General features: G+C 74.7%; 9 protein-coding genes. 6 read left to right on the top strand and 3 right to left on the bottom strand.

The genetic code is table 11. The features are described from left to right. Nucleotides 1–45: 45 nt before the first annotated feature. Nucleotides 46–2,031: a M13 family metallopeptidase gene (locus NXY84_RS08195; protein WP_258726601.1), complete on the top strand. Its 1,986-nt coding sequence runs from the start codon at nt 46–48 to the stop codon at nt 2,029–2,031. A 112-nt stretch (nt 2,032–2,143) separates the two neighbouring features. Here the strand turns inward: NXY84_RS08195 and NXY84_RS08190 are convergent, their stop codons facing one another. Together NXY84_RS08190 and NXY84_RS08185 are read right to left on the bottom strand one after the other, a co-directional pair. After that, a complete protein-coding gene (locus tag NXY84_RS08190; RefSeq protein WP_258726600.1) occupies nt 2,144–2,701 on the bottom strand; it encodes a DUF6636 domain-containing protein in 558 nt (185 codons plus the stop codon). Between the two features lie 168 nt (nt 2,702–2,869). Beyond that, nucleotides 2,870–3,460 carry a DsbA family protein gene (locus tag NXY84_RS08185; RefSeq protein ID WP_258727153.1) on the bottom strand — a complete coding sequence of 197 codons (591 nt, stop codon included), beginning with the start codon at nt 3,458–3,460 and terminating at the stop codon, nt 2,870–2,872. A gap of 192 nt (nt 3,461–3,652) precedes the next feature. Between NXY84_RS08185 and pepN the strand changes: the two genes are divergently transcribed. After that, nucleotides 3,653–6,274, top strand: coding sequence for an aminopeptidase N (gene pepN, locus NXY84_RS08180; RefSeq protein WP_258726599.1), 2,622 nt, complete (start codon nt 3,653–3,655; stop codon nt 6,272–6,274). Nucleotides 6,275–6,420: 146 nt separating this feature from the next. Here the strand turns inward: pepN and malQ are convergent, their stop codons facing one another. Next, the gene (malQ, locus tag NXY84_RS08175; protein WP_258726598.1) at nt 6,421–8,562 is read right to left on the bottom strand and encodes a 4-alpha-glucanotransferase; all 2,142 of its coding nucleotides are present in this window, start codon (nt 8,560–8,562) and stop codon (nt 6,421–6,423) included. 141 nt (nt 8,563–8,703) lie between these two features. Here malQ and NXY84_RS08170 point away from each other — a divergent pair, with 141 nt between their 5' ends. Genes NXY84_RS08170 through NXY84_RS08155 form a run of 4 tightly spaced genes read left to right on the top strand, consistent with a single transcriptional unit; the run spans nt 8,704 to nt 13,997 of the window. Beyond that, nucleotides 8,704–9,777, top strand: coding sequence for a hypothetical protein (locus tag NXY84_RS08170; RefSeq protein ID WP_258726597.1), 1,074 nt, complete (start codon nt 8,704–8,706; stop codon nt 9,775–9,777). A gap of 29 nt (nt 9,778–9,806) precedes the next feature. Continuing rightward, nucleotides 9,807–10,556: a hypothetical protein gene (locus tag NXY84_RS08165; protein WP_258726596.1), complete on the top strand. Its 750-nt coding sequence runs from the start codon at nt 9,807–9,809 to the stop codon at nt 10,554–10,556. A 37-nt stretch (nt 10,557–10,593) separates the two neighbouring features. Then, entirely contained in the window at nt 10,594–12,849 is a 2,256-nt protein-coding gene (locus NXY84_RS08160; RefSeq protein WP_258726595.1) for a prolyl oligopeptidase family serine peptidase, read from the top strand. After that, a complete protein-coding gene (locus tag NXY84_RS08155; protein WP_258726594.1) occupies nt 12,846–13,997 on the top strand; it encodes a mechanosensitive ion channel family protein in 1,152 nt (383 codons plus the stop codon). Before NXY84_RS08160 ends, NXY84_RS08155 begins: the two co-directional genes overlap by 4 nt. The last annotated feature ends 21 nt before the right edge of the window (nt 13,998–14,018 follow it).

Below are 14,018 nucleotides of genomic sequence, written 5' to 3'. Positions count from 1 at the left end.
GCACGAGGAGAGCTCGTGGGACGCCCGAGGAGAGCGAGAGAACGCATGGCACGCAGCGGCATCGACCTGACCGCGCTCGACACCGACGTCCGCCCCCAGGACGACCTCTACGCGCACGTCAACGGCCGGTGGGTCGCGTCGCACGAGATCCCGGCGGACCGGGCGACGGACGGCGCGTTCCGCGCGCTGCACGACCGCGCCGAGGAGCAGGTCCGCGTCATCATCGAGGAGGCCGCGGCGCGGGCCGCCGCGGGCGAGGGCGAGGGTGTCGAGGCCCAGGTCGGCGCGCTGTACGCGAGCTTCATGGACGAGGACCGGGTGGAGGCCGCCGGCGTCGAGCCGCTGCGCGCGGACCTCGCGCTCGTCGACGGCGCGACCACCGCGGCCGAGCTCACGGAGGCCCTCGGCGCGCTCCAGCGCACGGGCGGCGCGGGCGCGGTCGGCTTCTGGGTCGACAACGACGCCAAGGACCCGACGCGGTACGTCGTCTACCTCGTGCAGTCGGGCCTGGGGCTGCCCGACGAGTCGTACTACCGGGACGCGCAGTACGCCGAGGTGCTCACGGCGTACCGCCCCCACGTCGCCCGGATGCTGCGCCTCGGGGGCGCGGTGGCCGACGCGGACCGGGCCGACGAGCTCGCGGGCCGGGTCGTCGCGCTCGAGACACAGCTCGCCGCCGGCCACTGGGACGTCGTCAAGGACCGCGACGCGGACCTGACCTACAACCCGACGACGCTCGACGCGCTCGCGGCGGCGGCGCCGGGCTTCGACTGGCACGCGTGGGCCCGCGCGCTCGGCGCGCCCGAGGCGGCGATGGAGCAGCTCGTCGTGCGTGAGCCGTCGTTCGCCGAGGTGTTCGCGCGCCTGTGGACCGAGCTGCCGCTCGAGGACTGGAAGGCCTGGCTGGCGTACCACCTCGTCTCCGCCCGCGCGCCGTACCTGCCGGCCGAGGTGGTCGAGGCGAACTTCGACTTCTACGGCCGCACGCTGACCGGCGCCCAGGAGCTGCGGGACCGCTGGAAGCGCGGCGTCGCGCTCGTCCAGGCGGCCCTCGGCGAGGCCGTCGGCAAGGTCTACGTCGAGCGGCACTTCCCCGCGGAGCACAAGCAGCGCATGGAGGTGCTCGTCGGGCACCTCGTCGAGGCGTACCGCGAGTCGATCGGCGAGCTCGACTGGATGGGCGAGGAGACGCGGGTCAAGGCGCTCGCGAAGCTCGACGCGTTCACGCCCAAGATCGGCTTCCCGGCGCGGTGGCGCGACTACTCGGCGCTCGTCGTCGAGCCCGACGACCTCCTCGGGAACGTGCGGCGCGCCAACGCGTTCGAGCAGGACCGCGAGCTCGCGAAGATCGGGAAGCCGATCGACCGCGACGAGTGGTTCATGACGCCGCAGACCGTCAACGCGTACTACAACCCGGGCATGAACGAGATCGTGTTCCCGGCCGCGATCCTCCAGCCGCCGTTCTTCGACGCCGAGGCCGACGACGCGGTGAACTTCGGCGGGATCGGCGCGGTCATCGGGCACGAGATCGGGCACGGGTTCGACGACCAGGGCTCGAAGTACGACGGCGACGGCCGGCTCGAGGACTGGTGGACGGCCGAGGACCGCGCCGAGTTCGAGGAGCGGGCGGCCGCGCTCGTCGCGCAGTACTCGGCGTTCTCCCCGGCCCAGCTCGGCGACGAGCACCGCGTCAACGGCGCCCTGACGGTCGGCGAGAACATCGGCGACCTCGGCGGGCTCACGATCGCGCTCAAGGCGTACCGCCTCGCGCTCGGGCGCCCGCTCGACAAGGCCCCGGTGATCGACGGGCTGACCGGCGTGCAGCGCGTGCTGCTCGGCTGGGCGCAGGTCTGGCAGACCAAGGCGCGCGACGAGGAGGCGGTCCGTCGCCTCGCGGTCGACCCGCACGCGCCCGCGGAGTTCCGCTGCAACGGCGTGCTGCGCAACCTCGACGAGTTCTACACGGCGTACGACGTGCAGCCCGGCGACGCGCTGTACCTCGCGCCGGAGGAGCGCGTGCGCATCTGGTGAGGCGACGAGCCGGGCCCCTGCCGCGACGCAGGGGCCCGGCTCGGCCGCGCGGGCCGTGCGAGGAGCCGCGGCGGGCGACGGTGCGGTCAGCCGAGCTCGACGAGCTCCGCGGTCAGCCGAGCTCGACGAGCTCCGCGCGCGCGAGCCTGAAGCCGGTCCCGGACTCGTCGACGCACGTCACGCCGTTCGTGGCGCTCGTGCACGTCCACCCGCCCACGGTCGACGTCGCCCCGTACTCGAGCCGCGGGACGTCGTCCGCGGCCACGGCCGGCACCGGCCCGTCGGCGCACGGCAGCTCGACCCCGTCGGCACCCGCGACCACGACATGGCCGAGGGTTCCCGCGGCGCACGCCTCCGCGCCCGGCGGGGTGAACGTGATGCTCGCGATCGAGCAGGTCACGCCGTCGTCCGCCATGGCGCAGGAGATGTTCCCCGTCGGGCTCGCGAACGTCTCGACGCCCGTCGGTCGGGCGGACGGGGTCCCGGGCGAGGCGGACGCCGACGCGCCCGGCTCCGTGCCCGGCGCGGCGTCACGTGGGCCCGAGCCGCGGAGCACGCCGCTCAGGACGACGGCGGCGACGACGACCAGGGCGAGCACGAGCACGAGGTCGATCAGCAGGAACGCCCTCATCCCCCGGCTCAGCCCCGCCATGCGTGACGACAGACCCACCTCGCACCCTTCCGTCGGCCGTGCGTGCGGCGCCCAGCATCACACGAGCCGGGCGTGCTGCTCCACACGGGTGACCCCGCGCACCCGCCGGTCGGACGGGGCGCGGGGTCGGGTGCCGCGGGGCGAGGCGGGCGGCGAGGGCGCGGGGGGGCCGGCAGCCGCGTCCCGTCAGTCGAAGACGGGCCCCTGGGTGCGGGTGCGCTTGATCTCGTAGAAGCCGGGCACGCTGGTCACGAGCACGAAGCCGTCGAAGAGCCGGCCCGCGGCCTCGCCCTTGGGCGCCGGGGTCATGACCGGGCCGAAGAACGCGGTCTCGTCGATCGCGACGACGGGCGTGCCGACCTCGTCGCCCACGAGGTCGATCGCGCGCTGGTGCGACGCACGCAGCTGCGCGTCGTGGGCGTCGGTCGAGCCGGCCTCCGCGAGCTCCGCGGGCAGGCCGACCTCGGCGAGCGACTCCGCGATGATCTCGGCCGTGTCGCGCCGGCCGCCCGGGTGCCGGCGCGAGCCCAGCGCGTCGTACAGCGGCCGCAGCACCTGCGGGCCGTGCTGCTCCGCGGCGGCGACCAGCACACGGACCGCCGCCCACGAGTCGTCCATGAGCGTCCGGTAGCTCTCCGGGAGGTCGCGGCCCTCGTTCAGCACGGACAGGCTCATGACGTGCCAGCGCACGTCGACGTCGCGCACCTTCTCGACCTCGACCATCCAGCGCGAGGTCATCCACGCCCACGGGCACGCCGGGTCGAACCAGAAGTCCACGGTCGTGCGGGTCGCCCCGTCGGCGGCCGTCGCGGCGGTCTCGGTCGCGGTCGTCTCGGCGGTCTGCGGCACGTCGTCTCCTCGAGGGTCGAATCAGGTTCTTCGGGGCAACCACATCAGCCGCGCGGGCATTCCGCCCGTGAAATGATCGGGTCGGCCACGAGCCGCCCCCGCGCCTGAAGGAGACACCGCGTGCCTGCTGAGAACCTCACCCGTGACGAGGCGCGCGAGCGCGCGGGCGTCGTCGCCGTCGAGTCGTACGACGTCGCGCTCGACCTCACCACGGGCCCGGCCACGTTCTCCTCGCGCACCGTCGTGCGGTTCACCGCGACGCCCGGCGCCGGCACGTTCCTCGACCTGATCGCCCCGACGGTCCACGAGGTGACTCTCAACGGCCGCGCGCTCGACGTCGCGGACGTCGTCGCCGAGTCCCGCATCCGGCTCGACGACCTCGCCGCCGAGAACGAGGTCGTCGTGCTCGCCGACTGCGCCTACATGAACACCGGCGAGGGCCTGCACCGGTTCGTCGACCCGGTCGACGACGAGGTCTACCTGTACTCGCAGTTCGAGGTCGCCGACTCGCGCCGCGTCTTCGCGGTGTTCGAGCAGCCCGACCTCAAGGCCACGTTCGCGTTCACCGTGACCGCGCCGGCGCACTGGACCGTGGTGTCGAACTACCCCGCCGCCGGGGAGCCCGTCGCCGTCGAGGGCGGGACGAACCGCAACGGCGGCCGCGACGCCGGCACCGCGACGTGGACGTTCGAGCGCACCCCGCGCATCTCGAGCTACATCACCGCGGTCGTGGCGGGCCCGTACCACGCGGAGCACGGCGAGCTCACGAGCAGCGACGGGCGCACCGTGCCGCTCGGGGTGTACTGCCGCGGCTCGCTCGCGCAGCACCTCGACACCGAGAACATCCTCGACATCACGCGTGCCGGCTTCGCGTTCTACGAGGAGGCGTTCGGCGTCCCGTACCCGTTCGCGAAGTACGACCAGCTCTTCGTGCCCGAGTTCAACGCCGGCGCCATGGAGAACGCGGGGGCGGTGACGTTCCTCGAGAACTACGTCTTCCGCTCCAAGGTGCCCGACGCGACCGTCGAGCGCCGCGCCGTCACGATCCTGCACGAGCTCGCGCACATGTGGTTCGGCGACCTCGTCACGATGCGCTGGTGGGACGACCTCTGGCTCAACGAGTCGTTCGCCGAGTACGTCTCGACGCTCGCGACCGCCGAGGCGACGCGCTGGACGAGCGCCTGGAGCACGTTCTCCTCGATGGAGAAGAACTGGGCGTACCGCCAGGACCAGCTGCCCTCGACGCACCCGATCGTCGCGGACATGCGCGACCTCGAGGACGTCGAGGTCAACTTCGACGGCATCACGTACGCGAAGGGCGCGAGCGTCCTCAAGCAGCTCGTCGCGTGGGTCGGGAAGGACGAGTTCTTCGCGGGCGTGCGGAGCTACTTCGCCAAGCACGCGTGGGGCAACACCGAGCTCGCCGACCTGCTGCGCGAGCTCGAGGCGACGAGCGGGCGCGACCTGTCGGCCTGGTCCGGGCTGTGGCTGGAGCGCTCGGGCGTGACGCTCCTGCGGCCCGCGATCGAGTCCGCGCCCGGCGAGGACGGCGTCGAGACGATCACGTCGTTCGCCGTCCTGCAGGAGGTGCCCGCCGAGCACCCCGTGCAGCGCCCGCACCGCCTCGCGATCGGTGGCTACGACGTCGTCGAGCAGCCCGACGGCAGCACGGCCCTCGAGCGCACCCTGCACGTCGAGCTCGACGTCGACGGCCCGCGCACCGAGGTGCCGCAGCTCGTCGGGGAGCAGCGACCGGACCTCGTCCTGGTCAACGACGGCGACCTCGCCTACGCGAAGGTCCGGCTCGACGGCCGCTCGCACGCGACCGCGCTCGAGCACCTCGGCGCGTTCACCGACTCCCTCCCGCGCACCCTCGTGTGGACGGCGATGTGGGACGCGACCCGCGACGGTGAGACCCCGGCACGCGACTTCGTCGACCTCGTGCTCGGCAACCTCGCGCGCGAGTCCGACTCGTCGGTCGTCCAGGTGCTGCTGCGCCAGCTCTCGACCGCGCTCGACCTCTACGTCGCACCCGAGCACCGCCAGGCCACCGAGGTCGCCGCGGCGGACCGCCTGCTCGTGCTCGCCGAGCAGGCGACGGACGGCTCCGACACCCAGCTGCAGCTCCTCAAGGCGTTCGCGGGCCGCTCCGTGACCGCGGAGCACCTCGACGTCGTCGCCGCGCTGCTCGACGGCTCGCGCACGCTCGACGGCCTGACCATCGACACCGACCTGCGCTGGGAGCTCCTGACCGCGCTCGTCACGGGCGGGCGCGCCGGGGAGCCGGAGATCGCCCGTCAGCTCGAGGCCGACCCGACCGCCACCGGTCACCGGGCGGCTGCCGCCGCGCGCGCCGCGATCCCGACGCCCGAGGCGAAGGCGGCGGCGTGGCGCTCGGCGGTCGAGAGCGACGAGCTCGCCAACGCCCTGCAGGCGGCCACGATCGGCGGCTTCGGGCGCGTGCACGACCGCGGCCTGCTCGTGCCCTACGTCGAGCCGTACTTCGCGGCGATCGAAGACGTCTGGGAGAACCGGACCAACGAGATCGCACAGAACATCGTGCTCGGCCTCTACCCGACGGACCTCGCCGACGACACGCGCGTCGACGTGCTCGGCGCCACGGACGCGTGGCTCGCGGCCCACCCCGACGCGGCCCCCGCGCTGCGCCGGCTCGTGGTGGAGTCCCGCGACGGCGTGCGTCGCTCGCTGGCCGCGCAGGAGGCGGACCGCGCCCGCGGCTGACGACCGGGTACGACGGCGACGGCCCGGACCCCGCGTGGGGACCGGGCCGTCGTCGTCCGTGCGGGGCGGCGCGTCGTCGTCCGTGCGCACCGAGGGCCGGCCCGGACCTGACGGGCTCGGCCGGCCGGTCCCGGCGCCCTGCGGCGTCAGCCGCGGTCGAGGCGGTTCAGCACCGCGGCGAGGGACCGCAGGCGCGCGTTGTCGAAGAGCTCCTCGACAAGCACGACCTGCCCGGCGCCGTCCGCCAGCGGGACCTTCCAGTTCGGGTACTCCTGGTCGGTGCCCGGCTGGTTCTGCGCGCGCCGCTCCCCCACGGCGTCCGCGAGCGAGACCCCGACGAGCGCGGCCGGGCTCTCGAGCACCCACGCGTGCAGCGCCTCGACGGTCTCGCGCTCGGACGGCTGCGGGCCGACGAGCCCGCGTCCGCGCAGCGCCTCGACCATCTGCTCGCGCTCGGCGCGCGCGGCCCGGCGGACCTGCTCGACCGGCTCCGAGAGCAGCCCGAGGCGGTCGCGGATCGTCACGTGCTCCTCGGCGAGGTAGCCGGCGGTCGGTGGCAGGTCGTGCGTCGTGACGCTCGCGAGCGTGAGGCGGCGGTACTCCTCGGGCGCCAGGGGCTTGCCGGCGTGGTCCTTCTCGAACCACAGCACCGACGTGCCGAGCACGCCGCGGTCGCTCAGGTAGTCGCGGACCCACGGCTCGAACGTGCCGAGGTCCTCCCCGATCACGACCGCGCCCGCGCGGTGGGCCTCGAGCGCGAGGATGCCCACGAGCGCCTCGTGGTCGTAGCGCACGTACGCGCCCTGGTCCGCGGGCGCGCCCTCCGGGATCCACCACAGCCGGAACAGGCCGATGACGTGGTCGATCCGGATGGCGCCCGCGTGCCGCAGCACCGTGCGCAGCATGTCCCGGTAGGGCCGGTAGCCGACGCGCGCGAGCCGCTCGGGGTGCCACGGTGGCTGCGACCAGTTCTGGCCCTGCTGGTTGTACATGTCGGGCGGCGCGCCGACGGTCGCGCCGGTCGCGAGCACGTCGCCGAGCGCCCAGACGTCCGCGCCCTCGGGGTGCACGCCCACGGCGAGGTCATGCATGATCCCGATCGTCATGCCGCCCTCGTGCGCGGCGCGCTGGGCGTCTGCGAGCTGGGAGTCCGCGACCCACTGCAGCCAGCAGTAGAAGTCGACGCGGTCCGCGAGCTCCGTCCGTGCCCGCTCGACGAAAGCGGAGGACAGGTCCTGCGCGCCGGGCGGCCACGGCTCCCCGGCGTACTTCTCCACGAGCGCGCACCACAGCGCGAAGTCCTCGAGGCCCTGCCCCTCGTCCTCGCGGTAGTCCTCGAACGCCGCCTGACGCGCCGCCGAGCGGGGTGCGGCGAACACGACCTCGAGCGCCGAGCGCTTCGCGTCCCACGCCACGTCGCGGTCGATCGGGCCGGCGTCGGTGTCGAGGGCCCGGGCCGGCTCGGACGCCCACTCGACGAGCGCGCGGTCCGCCGCCGAGAGGTACGCCGTCTCGCGGACGTCCTCCACGCGGATGTAGACCGGGTTCACGAACCGGCGCGTCGTCGGCAGGTACGGCGACGGCGTCAGCGGGGTGACCGGCTCGGCCGCGTGCAGCGGGTTGATGAGCAGGAAGTCGGCGCCGCACGTGCGGCCCGCGAGCCAGCCGAGGTCGGCGAGGTCGGCGAGGTCCCCGACGCCCCAGGACGCCCGCGAGCGCACCGAGTAGAGCTGCGTCATGAAGCCCCACGCGCGGCCGTCGCGCAGCTGCTCCGGGAGCTCGAGGGCGTTCGGGGTCACGACCACGGTCGAGCGGGCGCGGGCGCTGGGCCCGTCCGCGTGCAGCTCGTGCCAGCCGAGGGGCAGGTCCGTCGGGAGCGTGAACGTCGCGCGCCCGACGAGCCGGCCGTCGACGCTGCGCGGGTCGATCACGACGTCCGCCTGCGGCAGGTCGCGCCGCCCCCCGCCCGCCTCGGGGTCGAGCTCGAGCCACACGCGCACCGGGTCTCCGTGCGTGACGTGCACCGCCACGTGCGCGTTCCGGCCCTCGCGGACCACCGTGACGGGCGGGAGGGTGCGCCGCCACGGCATGTCCTCGACGTGGGCGATCGCGAGCGCGACCCGCTCGGGCGACGACGCGTCGACGCCGAGCGCGCGCAGCACGCCGACGAGCGTCGACGCGGTGACCCGGTGCTGCGTGCCGTCGTGCGCCCAGTAGTCGGGCACGATCCCGTAGGCGGCGGCGAGACGTAGCAGGTCCGGGGAGGGTTCAAGGGTATCGGCTGCCACGCGTCGATCCTGCCAGAGCCCCCCGGAGGACCGCAGGACGAGAAGGGGGACACGACGGCGTCCCGCCGCCCGGGCACGGTGGGCCCAGGAGCGGGTCCACGGACCCAGCGGGACGAACCGGGCGTGCGCGAGGCTCCTCCCATGTCCTCCCGCACCTCGGCCGGCGCCCCTCGCCGGGGCACCTGGCGCCCGTCCCGTGACGCGGGCCAGGGCACGCTCGAGTACCTCGGCATCGTCTGCCTCGCCGCCGTCCTCGTGCTCGGCGTCGTCGCCGCGGTCGCCGCGGCCAACCCGAGGTTCCACAGCACGCTGCGCTCGGCCCTGTGCACGATCTCGACGTTCGGCGGCGGCGACTGCACGCTCCCGGCGCCGGACGGCGAGGAGGACCGCGACGACCCGTGGCACTGCAGCTGGTTCGGGATCGGCTGCGAGGACACCGGGTCGGACGACGAGGGCGGCAGCTCGGACGACGAGGGTGACAGCGCAGACGAGGGCGGCGACGACGAGGACCAGCCGTGGCACTGCGACTGGTTCGGCATCGGGTGCGACGACGACGGGACGCAGGGCGAGGACGAGGACGAGGAGGAGACCGAGGACTCGGGCGCCGACGAGCCGAGCGACGGCACCTACGTCGTCGACGGCGTCACGATCCCCGAAGGGCTGATCCCGAGCTCGGAGACGGTGCAGACGCTGCTCGCGACGGAGCGCGGGCGCCAGACGCTGCAGTGGCTCGCCGACCACGGGATCCCCGTCGTGTTCGACTCCGTCGCCGGTGGCGCGTGGTGGGACGGCACCTCCGTCACGCTGGGCACCGGCTACGACGACCCGGTCCAGGCGGCGCTCACGATCCTGCACGAGGCGAACCACGCGAGGTACGACCGCGAGGGCCGCTCGGTCGGCGACGACATCGGCGACCTCCCGAGGGACGAGTACGTGGGCGGGATGCTCGACGAGGAGACCGACGGCGTCGTCCAGGAGGTCCTCGGCGCCCGGGAGCTCCGCGACACCGGCACGGAGGTGCCGGTGTCGGCCGCGGAGTCCCGGTACGGCGCCGCGTACGACGCCGCGATCGCCGCAGGGCGGTCGAGGGCGCAGGCCGAGGACGCGGGCTTCGCCGCGGTGCGCGAGATGTTCACGGACGGGACGTTCGTCACCTCGACGACGGGCGAGAGCTACGAGGACTACTACGGCGACTCGTGGGAGGACAACAACTGATGGGCACCGAGCAGGGGAGACTTCATCCCATGACCACGAACCGCGCCCGGCGACGGCTGCTGTCCCTCGCCGCGGGCGTCACGCTCGGCGCCCTGACCCTCACGGCGTGCAGCGACCCGGGCACGGAGCCCGACCCCACGGCGAGCGCCACCTCGGCGCCGACGACGACGGACGAAGGTGAGCCGGACGTGCGCGACATCCTGGCCCGCGGCCTCGAGCCGCTCAGCGCGGCGACGGCGAGGCTCGTGGCGGACCCCACCACCGACGTGACCGAGGTCGAGCTCGACTTCCTCGACCGGTGGCGCGTGGCGGACGTCCTCGGACACGGGGCGCACCCGACGCGGCTGTTCGTCGCGTGGACGGCCGACGGCGAGGTCCGTGTGCTCACCGGGCGCCCCGAGGAGTTCTCCGCGGTGCTCGAGGACGACAGGGTCGACGTCGCGGACGAGGCGACGGCCGAGGCGGTCGCGGCGGCGTTCCTCGACACCACGCGCACGTTCCGGCAGCTCTCGTACCCGGTCCGCTCGGTCGACGACATCCGCTGGCTGCCGACCCTCGACGAGGCGGGGACGGCCGCACGGGATGCGGTGCTCACGGGCTTCCGCGAGCGCGTCGGTCCCCCGGTGGCGGCGCCGGACGGCTCGGCGTGGGCCGTCGAGGCCTGGACGGTCGACGGCTCGACGCTCGTCCGGCACGTCGTGCGGATCGGCAGCGACCTCACCGTCACGGACTCCCCGACGGTCGAGGCGAGCGACCTCCCGGTGCCCGTCTCGCCCTGAGCATGGCGGCCGTGCGGGCGACGTAGCCTTGCCGACCATGAGCTCCTCCGTTCCCCTCCCGACCCCGCACGGCACCGCGCTGCCGCCCTACCCGCCCGCCGAGCGGCTGGACCTCGTCGAGGACCTGCACGGGCGCCGGGTGGCCGACCCGTACCGCTGGCTCGAGGACCCGCACGACCCGCGCACGCAGGCGTGGTCGGACGCGCAGGACGCGCTCTACGCCGCCTACCGTGCTCGGCTCGTGCACCGCGACCCGGCGGGCGACGGCCCGACCCCCGGGGCTCCCGCGGACGGCGCCCTGTCCACCGCCCGGCTCACCGCGCGGCTGCGCGAGCTGCTCGGCGCGGGCTTCGTCGGGACCCCCGCGTGGCGCGGCGAGCGCCGGTTCTTCTCGCGTCGCTCGGGCGACCAGGAGCACGCGGTCGTCGTCGTCGCCGAGCCGGGACCCGACGGCGGCACGGTCGAGCGCGTGCTGCTCGACCCCGTCGCGCTCGACCCCGCCGGAACCACGACGCTCGACGCGTGGCAGCCGAGCAAGGAGGGCGACCTGCTCGCGTACCAGGTGTCCTCGGGCGGCACCGAGGAGAGCGTCCTGCACGTGCTCGACGTCGCGACCGGCGCCCTGGTCGACGGCCCGATCGACCGCGCGCGCTACTCGCCCGTCGCGTGGCTGCCGGGCGGTGAGGCGTTCTACTACGTGCGCCGGCTCCCGCCCGAGGAGCTGCCCGAGGGCGAGCAGCAGTACCACCGGCGCGTCTGGCTGCACCGGCTCGGCACCGACGCCGCGCAGGACGTCGAGGTGTTCGGCGCGGGCCTGGACCGCACGAGCTACTACGGCGTCACCGTCTCGCGCGACGGGCGCTGGCTCGTCGTCTCGGCGTCCGCGGGCACCGCACCGCGCTCCGACGTGTGGATCGCCGACCTGACCGCGGGCGTCGAGGCGCCGGAGCTCGTCCCGGTCGTCGTCGGCGTCGACGCGCAGACGCACGCGTGGGTCGGGCGCGACGGGCGGCTCTACCTGCACACCGACCTCGACGCCCCGCGCGGCCGCGTCGCGGTCACCGACCCGACGTCGCCGGGGGTCCCGCACTGGCGCACGCTGCTCGCCGAGGACCCCGAGGCGGTGCTCGAGGACGTGGCGTTCACCGACGCCGGCGGCGGTCCCGGGGACGTCGTCGAGCCCGAGCTGCTCGTGGCCGCGTGGCGCCGGCACGCCGTGAGCGAGGTGACGCTGCACGACCCGCGCACGGGCGAGCGGCTCCCCGGCGACGACGGCACGCTCGTGCTGCCCGGGCTCGGCTCGATCGGCGGCCTCGCGACGCGGCCCGAGGGCGGCCCGGAGCTGTGGTTCTCCTACACCGACCACACGACGGTCTCGACGGTCCACCGCTTCGACGCCCGGACCCGCACCACGTCCGTGTGGGCCGCACCGCCCGGGCTCCTCGCCGACCTGCCCGACGTGCGGGTGCAGCAGCTCGCGACCCCGAGCGCCGACGGGACGACCGTGCGGGCGTTCGTCGTCGCACGGGCCGACGCGCTCGACGCGGACGGGCGCCCGCTCGCACCGGCGCCGACGATCCTCTACGGCTACGGCGGCTTCCAGATCTCGCTCGACCCGGCCTACTCCGCGACGACGCTCGCGTGGGTCGAGGCCGGCGGGGTCTACGTCGTGACCAACCTGCGGGGCGGCGGCGAGGAGGGCGAGGAGTGGCACCGCAGCGGCATGCGCGGGGCCAAGCAGAACGTCTTCGACGACTTCCACGCGGTCGGCGAGCGACTCGTCGCGGACGGGTGGACCACCCCCGACCGGCTCGCGTGCTGGGGCGGCTCGAACGGCGGCCTGCTGGTCGGCGCCGCGCTCACGCAGCGGCCCGACCTGTTCGCGGCCGTCGTGTGCTCCGCGCCGCTGCTCGACATGGTGCGCTACCAGCGGTTCGGGCTCGGCGTGACGTGGACCGAGGAGTACGGCGACGCCGACAACCCGCGCGAGCTCGACTGGCTGCTCGGGTACTCGCCGTACCACCGCGTCACGCACGGCACGGCCTACCCCGCGACGCTCTTCACGGTGTTCGAGGGCGACTCGCGCGTCGACCCGCTGCACGCGCGCAAGCTCGCGGCGGCGCTCCAGGCCGCCACGAGCGCCGACCCCGAGGCGGCACCCGTGCTGGTCCGCCGCGAGACCGGCGTCGGGCACGGCGGGCGGGCGCTCTCCCGGACCGTCGGGCTCACGGTCGAGCAGCTGCAGTTCGTCGCCGACCGGACGGGGCTGCGCGCGGCGGGCGGTGAGCGGTGAGCGCCCGGACGCTGCTGGCGGCCGGGGCCACGCCGGAGCCCACCGAGACGACGCCCGCCGACGTCGTGCGCGAGGCGAACGCCGCGATGCGCTGGCTGCTCGAGACCGGGCTCCCGTGGTTGCTCAGCACCGGCCTCCGCGTCGCCGTGATCCTCACGGTCGCCGGCCTGGTGCTGCTCGCGCTGCGGCGGGTCATCCGCACCGTCACCAACCACATCGCCGAGGGCACCCCGCTGCTCGAGCGCGGCCGGCTCGGGGACTCCGAGGTCGCAGCGGCCCTGCGGCGGGCGAGCCCGATCGTCACGGCCCGCCGGGCGCAGCGCGCGCGCACCATCGGCTCGGTCCTGCGCTCGACCGCGACGATCGTCGTCGGGACGCTCGCGGTGCTCATGGTGCTCGACGCGCTCGGCGCCAACATCGCGCCGTTCATCGCGTCCGCGGGGATCGTCGGCGTCGCGCTGGGCTTCGGCGCCCAGAGCCTCGTCAAGGACTTCCTCTCGGGCATGTTCATGCTCCTCGAGGACCAGTACGGCGTCGGCGACGTCGTCGACGTGGGGCACGCGACCGGGACCGTCGAGGCCGTCGCGCTGCGCGTGACCAAGATCCGCGACAGCTCGGGCACGCTCTGGTACGTCCCCAACGGGACGATGGTCCGCGTCGGCAACAAGACCCAGGGATGGGCCAAGGCGGTCGTCGAGGTCAAGGTCGACTACTTCGCGGACCTCGACGAGGTGCGGCACGTGCTCGAGGAGGCCGTCGGGCGCGTCGCCGCCGACCCGGTGCTCGGCACGTACCTCGAGGGCGAGCCGTCGGTCACCGGGATCGAGGACCTGGCGTTCGACGCCGTGACGCTCCAGGTGACCGTCAAGACCGCGCCCGCGATGCAGTGGGAGGTCGCCCGGGCCCTGCGCGCCGCGGTGCGCCGCGCGCTCGAGGAGGCCGGCATCCCGCTCGGCGGTCAGCGCGACCTGCTGGAGGCCTACCGGGCGCAGCTCGACGCGGCGGTGCGCGTGCCCGACGAGGGCGCCGCTGCCCCGGAGGCGACCGGGGAGGGCGGCAAGCCGGCGCCGGTCACGGACACGCGGCGGGAGTCGGACTCGCTCGACACGACGGCGCCGCCCGCCGACCCGGGCCGCGCGGGGCGCTGACGCGGTCCCAGGGCCCGCGCC

The sequence above is a fragment of the Cellulomonas sp. NS3 genome (assembly GCF_024757985.1).
Classification (GTDB): Bacteria; Actinomycetota; Actinomycetes; order Actinomycetales; family Cellulomonadaceae; genus Cellulomonas_A.
Note: the sequence above shows the minus strand (reverse complement) of the source record. Positions and strands in the feature narration are given on the sequence as shown.

Excerpts from the sequence above, each read along its gene's own strand:
- NXY84_RS08195 (WP_258726601.1), top strand. The coding sequence starts at position 46 with ATGGCACGCAGCGGCATCGACCTGACCGCGCTCGACACCGACGTCCGC.
- NXY84_RS08170 (WP_258726597.1), top strand. The coding sequence starts at position 8,704 with ATGTCCTCCCGCACCTCGGCCGGCGCCCCTCGCCGGGGCACCTGGCGC.
- NXY84_RS08165 (WP_258726596.1), top strand. The coding sequence starts at position 9,807 with ATGACCACGAACCGCGCCCGGCGACGGCTGCTGTCCCTCGCCGCGGGC.
- NXY84_RS08160 (WP_258726595.1), top strand. The coding sequence starts at position 10,594 with ATGAGCTCCTCCGTTCCCCTCCCGACCCCGCACGGCACCGCGCTGCCG.